General features: G+C 42.3%; 16 protein-coding genes, 2 riboswitches and 1 other annotated feature (1 of these 19 cut by a window edge). Of the genes, 6 read left to right on the forward strand and 10 right to left on the reverse strand.

What is annotated here, in order from left to right; genetic code table 11:
- The 8 genes from guaA to ACRPI0_RS12520 form a co-directional block, all read right to left on the reverse strand.
- Positions 1 to 1,284, reverse strand: the 5' portion of a protein-coding gene (guaA, locus tag ACRPI0_RS12485; RefSeq protein ID WP_432353000.1) for a glutamine-hydrolyzing GMP synthase. Its footprint begins 255 nt before the window's first position; the window shows 1,284 of its 1,539 coding nt (coding positions 1-1,284); its start codon is at positions 1,282 to 1,284; its stop codon lies beyond the left edge, outside the window.
- Positions 1,285 to 1,420: 136 nt separating this feature from the next.
- A riboswitch (purine riboswitch) is annotated at positions 1,421 to 1,522 on the reverse strand.
- A 35-nt stretch (positions 1,523 to 1,557) separates the two neighbouring features.
- The gene (locus tag ACRPI0_RS12490) at positions 1,558 to 3,741 is read right to left on the reverse strand and encodes a transglutaminase-like domain-containing protein (RefSeq protein WP_432353002.1); all 2,184 of its coding nucleotides are present in this window, start codon (positions 3,739 to 3,741) and stop codon (positions 1,558 to 1,560) included.
- A complete protein-coding gene (locus ACRPI0_RS12495) occupies positions 3,738 to 4,943 on the reverse strand; it encodes a DUF58 domain-containing protein (RefSeq protein ID WP_432353004.1) in 1,206 nt (401 codons plus the stop codon). The genes ACRPI0_RS12490 and ACRPI0_RS12495 overlap by 4 nt, the downstream gene beginning before the upstream one ends.
- On the reverse strand, positions 4,940 to 5,890 hold the full coding sequence (locus tag ACRPI0_RS12500; protein WP_432353006.1) for an AAA family ATPase: 951 nt from the start codon (positions 5,888 to 5,890) through the stop codon (positions 4,940 to 4,942). The genes ACRPI0_RS12495 and ACRPI0_RS12500 overlap by 4 nt, the downstream gene beginning before the upstream one ends.
- A gap of 150 nt (positions 5,891 to 6,040) precedes the next feature.
- Entirely contained in the window at positions 6,041 to 6,868 is an 828-nt protein-coding gene (gene nadE / locus ACRPI0_RS12505) for an ammonia-dependent NAD(+) synthetase (protein ID WP_432353008.1), read from the reverse strand.
- 12 nt (positions 6,869 to 6,880) lie between these two features.
- The gene (locus tag ACRPI0_RS12510; protein WP_432355952.1) at positions 6,881 to 8,350 is read right to left on the reverse strand and encodes a nicotinate phosphoribosyltransferase; all 1,470 of its coding nucleotides are present in this window, start codon (positions 8,348 to 8,350) and stop codon (positions 6,881 to 6,883) included.
- A gap of 72 nt (positions 8,351 to 8,422) precedes the next feature.
- A complete protein-coding gene (locus ACRPI0_RS12515) occupies positions 8,423 to 8,737 on the reverse strand; it encodes a DMT family transporter (protein WP_432353009.1) in 315 nt (104 codons plus the stop codon).
- A gap of 2 nt (positions 8,738 to 8,739) precedes the next feature.
- Positions 8,740 to 9,075 (reverse strand): DMT family transporter, encoded by a 336-nt coding sequence (locus tag ACRPI0_RS12520; protein WP_432353011.1) that lies wholly within the window; start codon positions 9,073 to 9,075, stop codon positions 8,740 to 8,742.
- 138 nt (positions 9,076 to 9,213) lie between these two features.
- Positions 9,214 to 9,322, forward strand: a riboswitch (SAM riboswitch).
- Positions 9,323 to 9,426: 104 nt separating this feature from the next.
- Here ACRPI0_RS12520 and ACRPI0_RS12525 point away from each other — a divergent pair.
- Positions 9,427 to 10,170, forward strand: a complete 744-nt coding sequence (locus ACRPI0_RS12525) for a cyclase family protein (RefSeq protein ID WP_432355953.1) — start codon at positions 9,427 to 9,429, stop codon at positions 10,168 to 10,170.
- 45 nt (positions 10,171 to 10,215) lie between these two features.
- Here ACRPI0_RS12525 and ACRPI0_RS12530 read toward each other — a convergent pair whose 3' ends face one another.
- Both ACRPI0_RS12530 and proS read right to left on the reverse strand, forming a co-directional pair.
- Entirely contained in the window at positions 10,216 to 10,791 is a 576-nt protein-coding gene (locus ACRPI0_RS12530) for an NADPH-dependent FMN reductase (protein ID WP_432353013.1), read from the reverse strand.
- Between the two features lie 183 nt (positions 10,792 to 10,974).
- Positions 10,975 to 12,414 carry a proline--tRNA ligase gene (gene proS, locus ACRPI0_RS12535; protein ID WP_432353014.1) on the reverse strand — a complete coding sequence of 480 codons (1,440 nt, stop codon included), beginning with the start codon at positions 12,412 to 12,414 and terminating at the stop codon, positions 10,975 to 10,977.
- A 69-nt stretch (positions 12,415 to 12,483) separates the two neighbouring features.
- Positions 12,484 to 12,706, reverse strand: a binding site (T-box leader).
- Between the two features lie 314 nt (positions 12,707 to 13,020).
- On the opposite strand from proS, the gene ACRPI0_RS12540 reads away from it, so the two are divergent.
- From ACRPI0_RS12540 to ACRPI0_RS12560, 5 genes are all read left to right on the forward strand, one after another.
- Positions 13,021 to 13,584, forward strand: a complete 564-nt coding sequence (locus tag ACRPI0_RS12540) for an RNA polymerase sigma factor (protein ID WP_432353015.1) — start codon at positions 13,021 to 13,023, stop codon at positions 13,582 to 13,584.
- Positions 13,577 to 14,335, forward strand: coding sequence for an anti-sigma factor (locus ACRPI0_RS12545; RefSeq protein WP_432353016.1), 759 nt, complete (start codon positions 13,577 to 13,579; stop codon positions 14,333 to 14,335). Before ACRPI0_RS12540 ends, ACRPI0_RS12545 begins: the two co-directional genes overlap by 8 nt.
- 141 nt (positions 14,336 to 14,476) lie before the next feature.
- Positions 14,477 to 15,838, forward strand: a complete 1,362-nt coding sequence (locus ACRPI0_RS12550) for a copper amine oxidase (RefSeq protein WP_432353017.1) — start codon at positions 14,477 to 14,479, stop codon at positions 15,836 to 15,838.
- Positions 15,839 to 15,905: 67 nt separating this feature from the next.
- On the forward strand, positions 15,906 to 16,538 hold the full coding sequence (locus ACRPI0_RS12555) for a class F sortase (RefSeq protein ID WP_432353018.1): 633 nt from the start codon (positions 15,906 to 15,908) through the stop codon (positions 16,536 to 16,538).
- Between the two features lie 42 nt (positions 16,539 to 16,580).
- On the forward strand, positions 16,581 to 17,501 hold the full coding sequence (locus tag ACRPI0_RS12560) for a catalase (protein WP_432353019.1): 921 nt from the start codon (positions 16,581 to 16,583) through the stop codon (positions 17,499 to 17,501).
- Positions 17,502 to 17,557: the final 56 nt, after the last annotated feature.

Consider the following 17,557-nt stretch of genomic DNA (forward strand, 5'->3'; position numbering starts at 1 on the left):
GTCAAGGCCTGCAATTGCGATTTCTTCACGAAGAATATAATCTGCTTCACGGACAATGTTAAGCTTCTCTTCAGTTACTTCACCAAGTACACGTACACCTAGACCCGGTCCAGGGAACGGCTGACGGTTGTAGATGTCTTCAGGTAATCCAAGTTCTTTACCTACGTTACGAACTTCGTCTTTGAACAATGCTTTTAGAGGCTCGATCAATTCAAAGTCCATATCTTCTGGTAATCCACCAACGTTGTGGTGAGATTTAATGACTTCAGCAGTTGCTGTACCACTCTCGATGATATCGGCATAGATTGTACCTTGTGCAAGGAAATCAATACCTTTTAGCTTAGCTGCTTCTTCGTCGAATACACGAATGAATTCGTTACCGATAATTTTGCGTTTTTCTTCTGGATTTGTAACACCAGCAAGCTTGTCCAAGAAGCGCTTTGCAGCATCTACTTTAATGAAGTTCATGTTGAACTTCGTGCTGAATGTATCTACAACACTTTCAACTTCACCTTTACGCAACAAACCATGATCGACGAAGATACATGTTAACTGATCTCCGATAGCACGATGGATGAGTGTTGCAACTACTGAAGAATCGACACCGCCGCTTAGTGCGCAAAGAACATTGCGATTACCGACTTGTTCACGAATCTTTTCGATTTCAACTTCAATGAAGCGCTCCATTGACCATTCGCCTGTTGGCTTACAAATTGAGCGAAGGAATGTGCGAAGAATTATTTCTCCGTTTTCAGCGTTCTCCATTTCAGGATGGAATTGAACACCGAAGAGTCCCTTTTCAACATTTTCAATTGCAGAGATATGACCATGCTCATCTTTCACAGTTGCTGTGAAGCCTTCAGGTAGGTCAGTAATTTTTTCTGTTCCACCGATATGCGCTGCAAATGACTCACTAATTCCAGCGAACAAAGTAGAAGTTCCTTCAACTGTCAGCGTAGATGCTGCACCATGAGCTTCCATTGTAGCTGTCTTACCACCGAATTGTTGTGCAATAATTTCAAGCCCTGAACCGATTCCAAGGACTGGGATTCCTAATGCAAAGATTTCAGGATCGATGTCTGCGTCCATTTTAGTATCTCCACCAGACAAGACAATTCCAGCTGCGTGCATGTTACGAATTTCTTCCGCCGTTACTGTGTGCGGGTAAAGCTCACTGTAGACGCCTAAATCGCGAATAACACGTGTAATTAGTTGGTTGTATTTGCTACCTAAATCCAAAACTACGATTTTTTCTTGGTCTGACAATAATGGAGCTGCTGACATAAAATCCACCTCTTCTTATTTTTATTTCAAGTATGCCCTTAAAACAGAGAAAGACGCGTTAGAAAGTAAACTCTTTCTGCGCGTCTTCTGCTTCTATCGAAATCTATGGAATAACGAAAACAGACCACGGATTATCCGTAGCTGCATTCGCTAACATAGACAGGTCTTTTGCGGTGACCTGGTAGAAACATCCGAACCATATTATCGGACCTATATGAGAGCATTCAAGTATTTTTCTTCCTGTCGTCATTCTACTTGCATTTTGTCGAAAAATCAACCGGTTGCCCCAATGATTAAGTCTTCCCACATTTCACTCAACTCATCCCAATTTTGCTCGCTATCCAGTTGACCATATAGCCCTTTTTCGTACATCGCTGTCAGCATACTCATCTTGTTATCCCCACGCATTCGGTCCACTTGTTTGGCATAGGTGGCTAGCGTCATACCTGAAGGCTTTTCGATGTCAATTCGATTCAAATGTTTTAATAGTTGCTCATATTGGAAAACAAAGGTCTCCCAGTTGCCCGCCTTCTTACGACTTCGACGTACAGCTATGCGTGACAACCATCTTTTACGTGTTTGATAAAGTGCTCCCGCAATAACAGCAATCGTAATCCCTATAACAGTAGTGATTGCTACTCCAGACCGAAGCCAATCGGGTATGATTTTCAGCAACCACGGTTCGTGCGCTCTTTTACGCTTTGCAGCTTGAGCAGCTTGCTCCTGCTTTTTCTTTTCTGGTTGTTTAAGTAGTTCAGGCTCTTTCACGTCATTATCTTCTAATTCAATATCAAAATTGACATTAGAGATGCCGTTAAAACCGATAGTTGGCTCAAATGGCATCCATCCATACCCTGGCATAAAAGCTTCGACCCATGAATGAGCTTGGTTATTCGTCACTTTGTAATACTTCTCTCGATCATCGTCAAGAAATTGTTCTCCCGGTGCGAATCCTTTTACCCAACGAGCAGGAATCCCGACAGAACGAAGCATGACGACCATCGAAGAACTGAAATTATCACAATATCCCCGTTTCGATTCAAACAGGAATTGATCAACATAATCTTGACTTTCCTCGGGAATGGCAACATTATCTCGTGCATAGACAAAACCACTTTTCCCGAAATAACTCTCGATAGCTTGTGCTTTTTGATATAAGCTCGGTGAGTCTTTTGTTATTTCTTCTGCAAGTTTCCACACTCGATCTGGCAATTCCATTGGTAAGCTAAGATATTCATCCAACTCCTCATTAAGCGGTTCCAGCATCTTCCTATTCGTTTCTCGTAGTTTTTTCAAACTGTATTCAGGCTCTTCAAATTGTGTCTGGTAGGTAAGTTCGAAAGGGTCAGCTCCATTTAACTCGAGCTTTCCACTTCTTTCTTCCAAGGAGTATAAATATGCTTCGTCTGTCTTCAACTCCTGAAAACCATATGGATACGGAATAATCGGTAAGTATTCAAACAACTCTACATTAGCAAGTTTTATTGGTTCTATCGGCTCTTCAGTATTTATCGAACCAGAGTATATCCAGGATTCATAATCTGAATTCCCGCCTGCTGATTGAACCCAACCTTTTGTCGTATACGTATTTTTCGTCTCCATCTTCCAATATTGTCTAGAATCCACGTAGGCTTCAAACACCAACGTATCATCTTGTTTGAATGGCCCACCGAGTTCAGTATCATCTGGGTCATAACCTACCTTTGAAATACCAGATCCGGTTCCACCACCTGACTCTCCAATACCTGCTGCAGATCGGATATAAGGAACAGGATCTGGCCAGGATGGTTCCTTGATTGGGACGAGGATAGCAATGATTGCTACAAGAACAATTACGGCACCTAAAGGAATTACCGCTTTCACGTAGCCGGATAAGGATAATTGCGTATTTGTTTTAGCGGATAAACGAAGCGGAAACATCAAACCTAATAGTAATAAACCAATAATCATCACTCGTAATATTGCAAAGGATGCGTCAAACGCTGTAAACGTATCTACAACGGATAGAAAGACTACGGTCATTCCGAAGAAAAGCAGAATCGATTTTCGATACTCGATCCAGAAGCGGATTAAGTACGAAATCATCCATAGCAATACGAAGAACAATCCGGTTCTAAACAGATAGGAAATCTCCATCCATTCACCCGTCCAGATTAACGAAAGACTTTGCCCTACTTCTCCGATCGTCGCTTCCATGGCTCCGAGTGATAACCACTCATTTCCGTAAAATACGTACTGAAGCGAAAGAAGAATGTAGACGATTTTTACCGGTGCACCAACCCATATCGGTACATGAAACATTCCCATCAACAAAGACAAACCGATGAATCCATAAAAATGCCCGATATGTCCAGTGCTCGTCAATTCCTCAACCGGTTTCAACCATTCAATCGTTAAGAAAAATGCTAGCACATACAATAGTAGGAGAACCCACTTATCGTTCCGCAGTTCTTTCACGCTTTTGCCACCTCCTGAAACGAACGCTCAAATTGTTCTGCAGTAAGCATATGAACTGTGACACCGAGCGCTTTGGCCGCCTTTACATTTTGAGCAACGAAGTCAGGTAACGGTTCGTTAGATGTTCTTACGACAAAACAATAGACAGGTTGAGCACGTGATGCGCTCAAAATAGAGCGTAAAAATACCGCATCTGGATTACCGGATATTAACACAATCGCGCCTGCTCCTTGTAAAGCAACTGTATAATTCGGCTTCTTTGACTGCGGTCCTTCTAACGGCCGCAAGCGTGCCAATTGCGTCAGCGCTTTTCGAAGCTGTCCGTCGGTTGCAATAGTACTAATTACTGAATTCGAAGCGTCTGTCGTTAAAAAGGTTAAATCTGCTTTACGCTCCGAAGCTTCTTTTAGAATCGAAGCAGCAAATCGAATCTGTTCTTCCAATGTCTTTGAAGCACGCGCATCCAGCAACAAAGTAACATGCTCCCCTTGTCGATTTTCAAATTCTTTCGTCATTAGATTTTGTGTGCGTGCGAACGACTTCCAGTGGATCCAGGCAATTCGGTCTCCAGGTTGATATTCTCTCACGCTAGTTGCGACGGATGTCTCCTTTATGAGTGAAAACGGAGATTTTGCAGACCCTCTATCTTGATGTGAACCTATAGGAATATAGTGAACGGACTTCGTTTCCGGAAAAATCAGCAACGAATTCCCACCTTTTGCAATTAGATTCTCCTTCTTTTTAATCCACCCGAAAAAATCTGCGATTTCCACATGCACAGGTAAAAATTGATGCTCTCCTCGATGTTTTCCTAATAACTCGTACTGGAGAACAACCTCTTTTTTCCCACCCATTACGAATAAACGAGACGATTCTCCCCTCACAGAAGACGCAAAACCATCTCCTTCTCGCTCTTGAACTAGTAAATATAAAAGAGGAAACCAAAAATTCTTTTCAATACGAAGCGTTACGATCGTCGTTTCACCAATACCTAGTAACGACTTCTGAGTAGTCCTCGTAATCGTCATCTTTTTAAGCGGATACACCATAATGATTAGCGCATAGAGTGCAAATGGTAGGATGAAGTAAAAAATGGTCCAGCTTGCCATACCTCCTTGAAACATGGCAAACGAATAAGCCCCACCTAGGACAAGCAAAACAAATAATGCTTGTAAAATGAGGGACGTACGCTTCCAAGTCATATGGAGCTCGCCTTCACTACGGGTACACGAACTTTCGCTAAAACATCCGTTAACACGTGTTCAATGGATTGACCGCCGTATTCTGCATCAGGATGTAAAATAATACGATGGCTGAATGCGAATGGCAATAGGAATTGGACATCGTCCGGTGTCACGTAATTTCTATTATGAATAAGCGCATACGCTTGGCACGCTTTCATCAGTCCAAGCGAGCCACGTGGACTAACCCCTAAGTAAACGGATGCATGGTCACGTGTTGCTGTCGCACAATCTACGATATAGGTTTTCACTGTTGTATCGACAATTACTTTTGAAGCAACGACTTTTAATTCTAGTAACTCATCAAGTGTTACAGCTGGTGTCAACTGCTCAATTGGACGTTTCGAATCTGCACGAGAAAGCACTTCAATTTCTTCAGATCTCGTCGGATAACCCATCTTTAATTTAAATAAAAATCGATCCATTTGTGCTTCTGGAAGCGGATATGTACCTTCATATTCAATAGGATTCTGCGTAGCCATCACAAAGAAAGGCTGCGGTAGTTTCAGCGTTTTTCCATCGATGGTAATTGATGACTCTTCCATTCCTTCAAGTAACGCCGCCTGAGTTTTAGGGGAAGTTCGATTGATTTCATCGGCTAATACAATATTCCCAACGATTGGGCCTGGTCTAAACTCAAATTCCATGCGTTGAGGATTGTAGATAGATACACCTAGCACATCTGAAGGTAGTAAATCAGGCGTAAATTGGATTCGTTTAAATATCGCCCCGATAGACGTAGCAAGTGATTTTACCAATACCGTTTTCCCGACTCCCGGTACATCTTCAAGTAATACATGTCCACCTGCTAATAGTGCGGTTAAACTAAGTTCACTAATATCCCGCTTCCCTACAATCGTTCGCTCAATATTTGTTAAAATTGCATCGATTTTATCTATATGTGACATTCGACTTCCCCCTAGCTCAATGAGTGGATACTATTACAGTTCTATCCATCATACCGGAAGTAGTGTGGTCCGACAAATTAATTTGCAAAACAAACAGAATTGATTGTCAATAAAAAAACCTCTCAAAAACAATGAGAGGTTTTCACACTTTTATTTCCAGAATTCATCGAATACAGTTATCGGTAAATGACGCTTATGTTGAGAACGGAGATAATGTGCTTCAATAGTGCGACGTGCGTCGTCAGGAATAGATTTACCTTCCAAGTAGTCATCGATGTGCTGATATGTCACACCTAGCGCGACTTCGTCAGGTAGTGCAGGCTTGTCTTCCTCTAAATCTGCTGTCGGAACTTTTTTGTATAATTGCTCAGGGCAACCGAGATTACGAAGCATTGCTTTACCTTGACGTTTGTTCAAACGAGCTAGCGGTGTCACATCTGCTGCTCCATCCCCAAACTTGGTGAAGAACCCAGTGATTGCTTCTGCAGCATGGTCGGTACCGATGACAGCACAATGATGGAACGCGGCAATTGAAAATTGAACTTTCATTCGTTCCCTTGCCTTTTCATTCCCTTTTTCAAAATCAGATAAAGCTATCCCGGCTTCGTCAAGTGCATGGCGACTTGCATCTACAGCTTCTTTAATATTCACTGTGTACGTAGTTGTTGGTTCGATGAATCGCAACGCATCTTGACAATCTTCTTCATCGAATTGAGTACCATAAGGTAATCTCACGGCGATGAATCGATAACGGTCAGTATCCAGTTCTTCGTTTAATTCATTGACAGCAAGCTGCGCAAGTTTCCCAGCTAGTGTTGAATCTTGTCCTCCGGATATTCCAAGTACGTACCCTTCTAAAAACGTATTTTTCTTCAAATACTCTTTCAGGAAGTTGACAGAGACGCGGACTTCTTCATGCGCATCGACTTCCGGCAGCACATGCAATTCTTGAATAATTCGCTGTTGTAATTCATTCACTTTCAGCCACTCCTATTCGTTGATGAAGTCACTAACCATTTCCTGGACTTCTTGAATATTTCGCATCTTATTATCCCAGCACTTCTGACTCAAATCAACAGGATACTCTTCTGGATTAAGCGACCGTTTGTATTCATCCCACAACAGACTTAAGTTGTCTTTAGCATACTTCTGAATCTCTTCTATTGTTGGTGACTCATAGATCACTTCACCTTTTGTGATTACTTTTTCGTGAAGGTCACGTGCTTCAAAGTTTGTGACGAACTTAGAGATGAACGTGTGGACTGGATGGAACATCTTGATACGCTTCTCTTCATTCGGGTCTTCATCAAACATCGCAATGTAGTCCCCTTCAGCTTTGCCATTTTCTTTGTCGATAATCCGGTACAATTTCTTTCTTCCAGGAGTCGTCACTTTTTCAGCATTGGAAGAAATCTTGATAGTATCGACCATTTCGCCATTTTCGCCTTCAATAGACACTAGCTTGTATACAGCGCCTAAAGCTGGTTGGTCATAAGCGGTAATCAGCTTAGTACCGATTCCCCAAATATCGACTCGGGCACCTTGTGCTTTCAAGTTTAGGATCGTGTATTCATCCAAATCGTTTGAAACAACGATTTTTACGTCTTCAAATCCAGCTTCGTCTAATATACGACGCGCTTCTTTAGATAAGAAGGCAATATCCCCGCTGTCTAAACGAATTCCAACGAAATTGATGCTATCGCCAAGTTCTTTCGCAACTTTAATAGCTGTCGGTACTCCAATTTTCAATGTATTGTACGTATCCACGAGGAACACACAATCACGATGACGCTTCGCATAAGCATGGAATGCGTTGTACTCACTCTTATAGGCTTGTACAAGAGAATGTGCATGTGTACCGCTTGGATGGATACCGAATAACTTTCCTGCACGAACATTACTCGATCCTTCAACGCCGCCAATCACTGCTGCGCGTGCACCCCAAATCGCCGCATCCATTTCGTGCGCACGACGACTTCCAAATTCCAAAACCATTTCGTCTTTCACAACTTGTTTAATACGGCTTGCTTTTGTCGCAATTAGCGTCTGGTAATTCACAATGTTTAACAGAGCCGTCTCAATAAGTTGAGCTTCAGCAAGTGTCGTTTCAATTCGCATAATCGGTTCGTTTCCAAACACTGTTTCTCCTTCTTTCATGGAATACAGGTCTCCGGTGAAACGGACATCCTTCAAATAGTCGAGGAAGTCACTTTCATAATGTAGTTCGTTTTTTAAGTAAGCAATGTCGCTATCTGTAAACTTTAATTCTCGTAAATACTCCAGTGCACGCTCAAGTCCAGCAAAAATCGCATAACCATTACCAAATGGTAACTTTCTAAAATACAATTCAAAAATTGCTTTCTTATTATGGATGCCTTCCGACCAATACGTTTCCATCATGTTAATTTGATATAAATCTGTATGTAATGCCAAGCTATCATCTGTGTAGTTTGAACTCACGTCAATTCGCCTCTTCCAATAGTTGTGTCGATCATTTACATTTACTTTACCCTGTTTCATCTAGCTCATAACTCATCCAAAAACCTTTAAACCAACAGCTCCTCCGATAATGCAACTCAAGAACAGCATGCGCTTCCACCCAGCTGATTCCTTGAAGAATATAACGCCAAGTAATACAGCACCTACAGCACCAAATCCTGTCCAGACCGCATAAGCCGTTCCCATCGAAATCGAACGCATTGCGAGTGATAAAAAGACAAATCCTCCACCAAACGACATAACGAGGAGAAGCAATCGGAAAGGTGTTTTTTTCTGGATAAACAAGTTAATGCACATGACACCTAAGATTTCACCGAAACTCGCGATGACCAAAAAGATCCAAGCCAACGCTAGCCACCTCCTTGAGTTCGCTCATCATTACCAGATGTGAGCTTTATACCAACTACTCCAAAGAGAATCAGTCCAATGAACAAAAAGCTAATGCGACTCATTTGCGTGTGGAATACAAAGAAATCGACTAGAACGATTGCGGCTGCACCACTTCCAGTGAAAACTGCATACACGGTTCCAGAAGGCAATTGCTCACAAGCTTTGATGATAAAATAAAAGCTGAAGATAATAGCAAGACCCGTACCAGCCCATTCCAACATACTGTTTGCGTGTCGAAGGCCAACAACCCAGAACACTTCTACAATCGCCGAGAACATGACGTAAATCCAAGCCATCACGGAAGCCTCCTGACTCCTACTTAAACTAAGTACAAGTATATCAAATTCCACAAATAAGTCATCTATCACTATTGCTATCTATAACTAGGCGTGTTATTATCTGAACAATCACTTTCCTTACAATTTAATAAATACTTCTTATCCAGAGAGACGGAGGGACTGGCCCTTTGATGTCTCAGCAACCAGCCATTAATGGTCCAGGTGCTAATTCCAGAGGATGCTTCGTGCATTCTGCAGATGAGAGCCGACTCCGTGAGTATGCACAGAAGGCCCTCTTCCACAATCAGAGGGTCTTCTTTTTGTATAAATATAGCCATTTAGGCGTTAAAGGGCGGGATTGAGATCACAATTGACACACAGACGGATTTGCTAACTGCACTCACGACGTTGAAAACAAAGGAATGGGTGGATCTCACTCATACATTTGGACCGGATTCTCCACACTTTTTCATGTTTGAAGATGCCGAGTTCAAAACGCTTTTTTCCCATAATGACGGTTTTTTTGCACAGCAATTCAGCTTTGCTGGACAATATGGCACACACATCGATGCTCCTATCCACTTCGTACGTGATACGCGTTACTTAGATGAATTGGAATTGAAAGAACTAGTGTTGCCGTTAGTCGTCCTCGATTTCTCAAAAGAAGCGCAAGCTAATCAAGATTTCACGTGTTCAAAAGAAGACATTTTAGCTTTCGAAGACACACATGGCAAAATTGAAAGCGATACATTTGTTGCGTTGCGGACTGACTGGAGTAAACGCTGGCCTGACGCAGAAACGTTCTGTAACAAAGATGCGGACGGGAATAACCGAATTCCTGGTTGGGGATTAGACGCCTTACAATTTTTGTTTGAAGAGCGCGGAGTGAAAGCGGTCGGACACGAAACATTCGATACCGATTCCGCGGCCGATTTCCGGAAGAATGGTGCACTCCACGGTGAGTATTATGTATTGGAACAAGATACGTACCAGATTGAACTATTGACGAACTTGGACAAATTACCAACACGCGGTGCAGTCATTTTCAATATTGTCCCGAAGCCTGAAAAGGCATCCGGCTTCCCTGTACGCTCTTTTGCGATCCTTCCATAAATATAAACAAGCAGTCTGCAAGGTACATGCAGACTGCTTGTTTTATTATGCTTCTTTAGGTGAATGTATTTCTGTCATGCGCTCGTAGAAGTCCACGAAGTTGTCCACAACGGAATCTAAGAAAGCGACGGTCGACTCATCTGTTAACTCGTCTTCTTCGTTGAGTTTGTTATGAATTCCACCGATGTACACTTCATTGTTTGGCAAAATTAGTGGTGAAAGTGCTGGGTTGGACAAAATATCACGTAAGTGAATTTGAGCACGCACACTTCCGAAAACACCCATTGACGACCCAACGATGAACGCCGGTTTATTGCGCAACGTTGCTTCTCCGCCACGTGATAACCAGTCAATCGCATTTTTCATAGCGCCGGGAATAGAAAAGTTGTATTCAGGAACCGCAAACAATACTGCGTCAGAATCTTTCACATCCTCTTTGAATGCATGCGCATTCGTAGGTGGTTCACTTTCTGTATCTACAGAAAACATTTCCACGTCGTTGATAGAAACGAGGGAGATGTCCAACCGGTCGGCATAACGCTTTTTCATGAAGTTGACCAATCTTTTATTGTAGGAAGTAGAACTCGTACTCCCGATAATTGCTTTTACTCGTATTGTCATGATTTTGAACTCCTTTTTTCTCGTTAAAGATTTTTCTGCTCCCTAAGGATATCACTTTCAAGCGCTTCTATTAACTATTCTGCTCAACAAGTGGATACTTATGAGTGCTTCTTTCTTAAAAACGGAAAATCCCCACCTTCTCCTTGTTAAGGATAGGTGGGGATTACAAATCATTTCAAGATCTTAGTATGCTCGTGCAAACCAAACTGTGTGTGTTGCTTCTTTTCCACAGTTAATGCATGTATGTTTTTCAACAGGCGGATTGAACGGAATGTTACGTGTTGTGAACTTCGTTTCTTCCTTTACATGTTCTTCACAAGCATCATCTCCACACCATCCAGCAAGGATCCAGCCTGGAATTTCGTTATTTTCTTTTGAAGTTGTAATATGCGATTTAAGCTCATCCAATGTTTCAATAGACGTGTGAGAATTCTCATCACGGAATGCACGCGCTTTTACTAGCAATCGGCTTTGCATTGTTGTCAATTGGTTTTCAATTTCAGCAACCAATCCTTCCAATGCAACAGTTTCTTTACCTTCTTCATCACGCACTTTCATCATTGCTGTTGCATTATCCAAATCACGTGGTCCAAGTTCAATGCGGACTGGTACTCCCTTTAGCTCCCACTCGTTAAATTTATAACCTGGAGACTGATCAGAGTCATCTAAACGGACGCGAATCCCTTTTACTTTTAACTCTGCATAGAGTTCATCAAGCTTCTCCATGATTGCAGGGTTCTTTTTCCAAGGACCTACTGGAATAAGGACAACTTGAGTTGGCGCTACACGTGGCGGCAATACAAGCCCTTGCTCATCCCCATGAACCATAATGACAGAACCAATTAGTCGTGTTGACGTTCCCCATGAAGTTGTATGAACGAATTCATGCTTATTTTCTTTTGTTAGGTATTTAATATCGAATGCTTCTGCGAATTTTGTACCCAAGTAATGTGACGTTCCTGCTTGTACCGCTTTCCCGTCTTTCATCATTGCTTCAATCGAGAATGTATCAACAGCTCCTGCGAAACGCTCTGAAGGTGTTTTTTGACCTTCGTAAACAGGAATTGCCAGAAGTTCTTCAACGACTTCTTTATAGATGTTCAACATTTGCATCGTCTCATGACGCGCTTCTTCTTCGTTAACGTGTGCAGTGTGCCCTTCCTGCCAGAGGAATTCAGATGTACGAATGAATGGCAATGTCTTCTTTTCCCAACGGAATACGTTTGCCCATTGGTTGATGAGTACAGGAAGATCTCGATAGCTCTTGATCCAGTCGGAATATAGATGACCAATCATTGTTTCAGATGTTGGACGAAGTGCTAGACGCTCTTCTAGTGGTTCTCCCGCAGCTTCTGTGACCCAAGGTAATTCAGGTGCAAATCCTTCGATATGATCTTTTTCTTTTTGGAAGAAAGATTCAGGAATCAGCATTGGGAAATAGGCATTACGATGTCCAGTTTCTTTGAAGCGTCGATTCATTTCATCCTGAATGTGCTCCCAAATTTCAAAACCATCTGGTTTAAACGCGATACACCCGCGTACTGGTGTGTAATCCATTAAATCAGCTTTTTGAATTGTATCGATATACCATTTTGAAAAGTCAGTTTGTTGCGTGTTTGTCATGTCAATTCCTCCAGTTCAAAGATTGTACGATCAGTCTATGTCCACAAAAAAACACAAAGTTATCCTCTATAAAAGGACGTCTTTGTGTTTTCGACGTGGTACCACCTAAGTTCGACTAATTTGCTTACTTCGCGTATTAGTCCTCTATCGTTTCGTAACGGGACGAACCGGCCGTGTTTACACGGCATCTCGGTGGTAGGATTCGAACGTAAAGAGGTGATAGGACTCTCAACATCTCGCCCTATTTTCTGTTTCACAATTTCCGTCTACTTGGCCACTTCATCGATCATTATTTCCTATACTATATCAAACAACGCGTTTTCAAACAATGCTTATTAAGCTAATTCTAAAAGAATCGTTCACTTCATTTATTCCTTCAAATTGATACATCTAACTAATTGAAAACTTAATACCGACTATTTCATCTTCAAAAACCTGTATTCCTTGTACATTTATCCATGTCACATATTTGTAACTATTCTCCCACTAAAAATAGTGATCGACTTCGTATTTTGTTACGTAAGCTTGCTAAAGGTCTAAATTGAAGAATACAGCAAGTATGACTTATGGTATTCTAAGTGAAAAGCTCCAAAAAGGAGACTCGGGATGAAGCAGACAGACGACGGAACCTTATACGCACTTGCCGCCGCCAAGGATCGATCCGCTTTCGAAACCTTATATGATCGATACGAGAAACTAGTATTCTCTTTTGCTTATCGATTAACCCGTGATCGTGAAATTGCAGAAGAAGTTGTCCAGGATGTTTTTGTGAAACTGTGGAATGGAACAACTACTTACCAAGAACATAAAGGCTCATTTTCCTCTTGGTTACTCACTGTCACGCGGAATAAGGCAATTGATGAAATACGGCGGTTAAAGCGCCATGACCACGAACCTATGATCGAAAAGGATTTACTAATAGAACAAGCCATAAGTGTTGAAGGCGCTGCTGAGTGGAATGAAGAACGAAGTGCCATTCGCAATGCTGTGAAGGAACTAAAAATGGACCAACAAGAAATTATTGAACTTTTCTACTTCAAAGGTTTCAGTCAGCAAAAAATTGCCGATCACTGTAAGTTACCTCTTGGAACTGTAAAAGGTCGAATCCGATTAGCACTCAAACATTTAAAGGGGTTCATCGCCCAGGAAGGAGGATTCTCGAATGAGTAAACAATGCGTAAACCTTATGGATTACTTTAACCGGTCTTTGTCAAAGGAAGAAGCGCTTGTCTTTAAACAGCATCTCGAAGAATGCCCTTCTTGTAGCGTTGAACTTGAAGAACTTCAACTATTGACTGCTGATCTTCCCTTCTTGTCTGAAGAGATTGAAGTACCTTCAGATTTAAAGTCAAAAGTTTTTGCAGCAATCGATGAACAGCCTTCTTCAATTGTTACAGACGACCAACCTTCTACTATAAACAATGTAGAACAATTCCCTATTCCACAAAAGGAAACTAAATCTGTAAAACGAAAAGGAGTCATCGTCCCTGTCCTAGCAGCTGCTCTTGTCGCTTCGTTAATGACCAATGCGTACCTTGCTACGATGGACGGAACGCCTCCAACTGAAGTTGTTGATAGTGATCTTGAACTTATCGGTAAAGCGTTACTCGATCCTCAACCTGGTGTAGACAATGCATCGGCTTTCGCCATGATGATCAAAGACAATGGCGAAACTGTCTTATTAGTCGATGCCAGCAATCTACCGAAGTTAAAAACTAACGAACTCTACCAAGTATGGGTTATTGATAACGATACACCAAAGCCAGCGGGCTCCTTTAAGCCAGGTCCAGACGGAAGTGGATCCGTATCACATCCAATGAATCAGTTAGAAGGAAATTGGGATACGGTAGCTATTACGATAGAAACAGAACCGGATCTCCCGACACCGCAAGGAGCGGTAATTCTTGCAGGTAGCATTTAACTATTATGAACCACTGCAGGACCGACGAAGTTGTCGGTCCTTTTTTATGGATTCAACTATTTTGGAGATTTTTTTGACGAAAAGTGATCCATTCGGTTTTTCTATCCGTTAGCTTATTACAAAACCGAAAAGGAGAGATTCATGATGAACTATAAAAAACTCGCAGCAATACCACTGAGCGTTTCACTTTTATTCCCAATGGGGGCTATCGCGAACGCAGCCGATCATTCAGGTCACGGAACAAGCTCAATGGCAGTTTCCAATCCAGCTACAGATTTGAGAGCGACTCTGGATTCCATCCTTTCCGAACACGCATACTTAGCAATCATTACGATGCAAAAAGGCATCGACGGTTCAAAAGACTTTGACGCAGCCGCTGCACAACTAGGGGAAAACACGGACGAACTATCCGCAGCAATCGGCTCCGTATATGGTGAAGAAGCGGGCAACCAATTTAAAGAAATATGGAGCAGCCACATTGGCTACTTTGTAGACTATGTAAAAGCGACTGCCGCTAAAGATGAAGAAGGTCGAAAGAAAGCTGTTTCAGAGTTAGATGCTTACCGAGTTACTCAAGCAGCGTTCCTCGACACTGCAACTGAAGGTCGCTTGAAAGCGAAAGACTTAGAAGAAGGATTAAAAATGCATGTGGATCATCTGATTTGGGCATTCGATACGTACAATGCAGGAGATTATGAAAAAGCGTATGAGGGCATTACAGAGTCCATGATGCATATGTTTGAAACCGGAAAAGGAATCTCTTGGGCAATTACAGACCAATTCCCTGAGAAGTTTGATATGCAATCTGTAGATACACCAGCCGCAGACCTACGCGAAGGGTTAAACAACCAATTCTCCACACACGCTGCTCTCGCTATACTAGCGATGCAAAAAGGAATTGACGGTGCTAAGGACTTTGATGTATCAGCAGCCGAATTGGGTGGCAACACTGATGACCTTACAAAATCAATTGAATCTGTTTACGGTGCAGAAGGCGCAAAACAATTCAAAGAAATCTGGAGCAGCCATATTGGTTACTTCGTCGATTATGTGAAAGCGACTGCTGGTGATGACGCAGAAGGACAAAAAGCAGCAATGGCAAATCTCGATGATTACCGCGTGAAACAAGCAGCATTTCTTGAAACGGCAACAGAAGGACGCTTGAAAGCAGCTGATCTCGAAGAAGGTTTGAAAGTGCACGTCGATCAGTTACTCGCTGCATTTAATAAGTACAATGAAGGCGACTACGATGGCGCATACGATGACATTCATGAAGCCTACAGTCACATGTTCGGTGTTGGTACAATGATGGCAGGAGCGATTGTTGACCAATTCCCAGACAAATTCACCGGATCAATGCCTGCGGACATGCCGAAAACCGGTCTTGGTGGTATGAGCCAAGAATCCAATGACTCTACAGTGATGTGGATCCTGACAAGCTTGATTCTTACAATGGCGGCTGGAACAATTGTGTTCCGCAAAACGCGCACAGAGAACGAATAAGCAAATAAGTAGAAGGGGGTCAGTTCCCCCTTCTTTTTCTTTACACAAGAATCTAATGGAGGTGTTCATGATGAAAGTTACCACTATATTAACTGTAGGACTACTCTCACTTGCTTTAGCGGGGTGCAGTTCACAAGACTCTTCGACAGCTTCAGAACCTCAATCCTCTCCACCATCTCAAAAAGTCCCCTCTGTTAAACAACCTTCAGCAGATGGTCTGTTGCTAAAAGCAGAACAAAAAGGAATTACGCCTGTCTCTATTGAAATTCCTTCGATTAATGTGAAAGCGACTATTGAAAATGTTGGTGAGTTGGAAAACGGACAGATGGGAGTTCCTCAAGGAGTTGATAATGTCGGCTGGTTTGAACCTGGTACATTACCTGGTGACCAAGGGAGTTCTGTTATGGCGGGTCACATTGACTCTCTTACCGGACCAGCAATCTTCTACAAGTTGGATAAATTGAAAAAAGGTGATGAGGTCATCGTTCGAGATGCAGATGGGAAATCTTTAACATTCCTTGTTACAGGGGCTAAACGCTACCCTCGTAAAGAAGCCCCGATTAAAGAGATTTTCGGTTTTTCTTATGGTAGTCGCCTGAATCTTATTACGTGTACAGGCGAATTCAATAAGAAGGCTAAAACCCATGAAGAACGTTTAGTTGTCTATACAGAGCTTGCTCAGCAAGAGGTTTCAGGTTGAGTTTCGAAAGTGCGGGTATACTCCTAGAAAGGAGTGTGACTTATGAATTCATCTCATAATAAAAGTACGATTTCCCCAAGTGAAGCAGTGGATTCAATTGAAGATATAGCTGGAACGCACCCGGGATATCGAAGAGCCCACGCAAAAGGAATAGGCTTTAACGCTATATTTACACCGAATAATAACGCTGCCCCTTTTACACAAGCCGCATTTCTAACAGGCGCTCCATCGAAAGCAATCGTTCGGTTTTCACATAGCTCCCCTATTCCGACTATGTCTGAGCAACTTGTCCCGATAAAAGGGATGGCTGTGCAATTTCAATTGCAGGACAACGAAGTAGTTTCACTCGTTATGGCAAATGTGCCCATTTTCCCTACAAAAACGCCTGAAGCCTTCATGCGACTTATTCAAGCTGTCGGCGCTAGTGGTCAGTCGTGGAAAGAAAAACTGAAAACACTTAGTCAGGATACGGAATTTAAAACGCTCCCTTCTCTTTTGAAACAACTCAAGACGCCAGCAAGTTTCGCAACCACAACGTATTGGGCAATTCATGCATATATTCTTGAAACGGCTTCAGGAGATCAGCAAGCTGTCCGTTTTTCTTTTGACTCCGCATCTAAAGAGCGTGCGCTTCCTTTCTCGACTAAAAATATGGAACAGGAGTTATTGGAACGAATGTCCGACTCTCAAGTACACTTTAGATTGCTTATGACGCTAGGTGCGCCTGATGATCCAACTGACGACCCTTCTTTGGCTTGGCCAAAAGATCGACTTGTTATTGACGTTGGGGACTTAGTGTTAATTGAAAAACGCTCGGACAATGCAGAGAAACACTTATTTAATCCTACGTTTGAAACCCCAGGCTTCAATTGTTCAGATGATCCTGTCCTTTTGTATCGATCCAATTTGTATAAAGTATCGTATCGTAGAAGAACCTATGAATCTGATTCACCTCGAAGTTAGAGTACACCTATCTATAAGGCATTGATTGGGGGTTAGGTTTTGAGATAGTTTGATAG

Source organism: Sporosarcina sp. A2 (assembly GCF_050858885.1).
In the GTDB taxonomy this organism is placed as follows: domain Bacteria; phylum Bacillota; class Bacilli; order Bacillales_A; family Planococcaceae; genus Sporosarcina.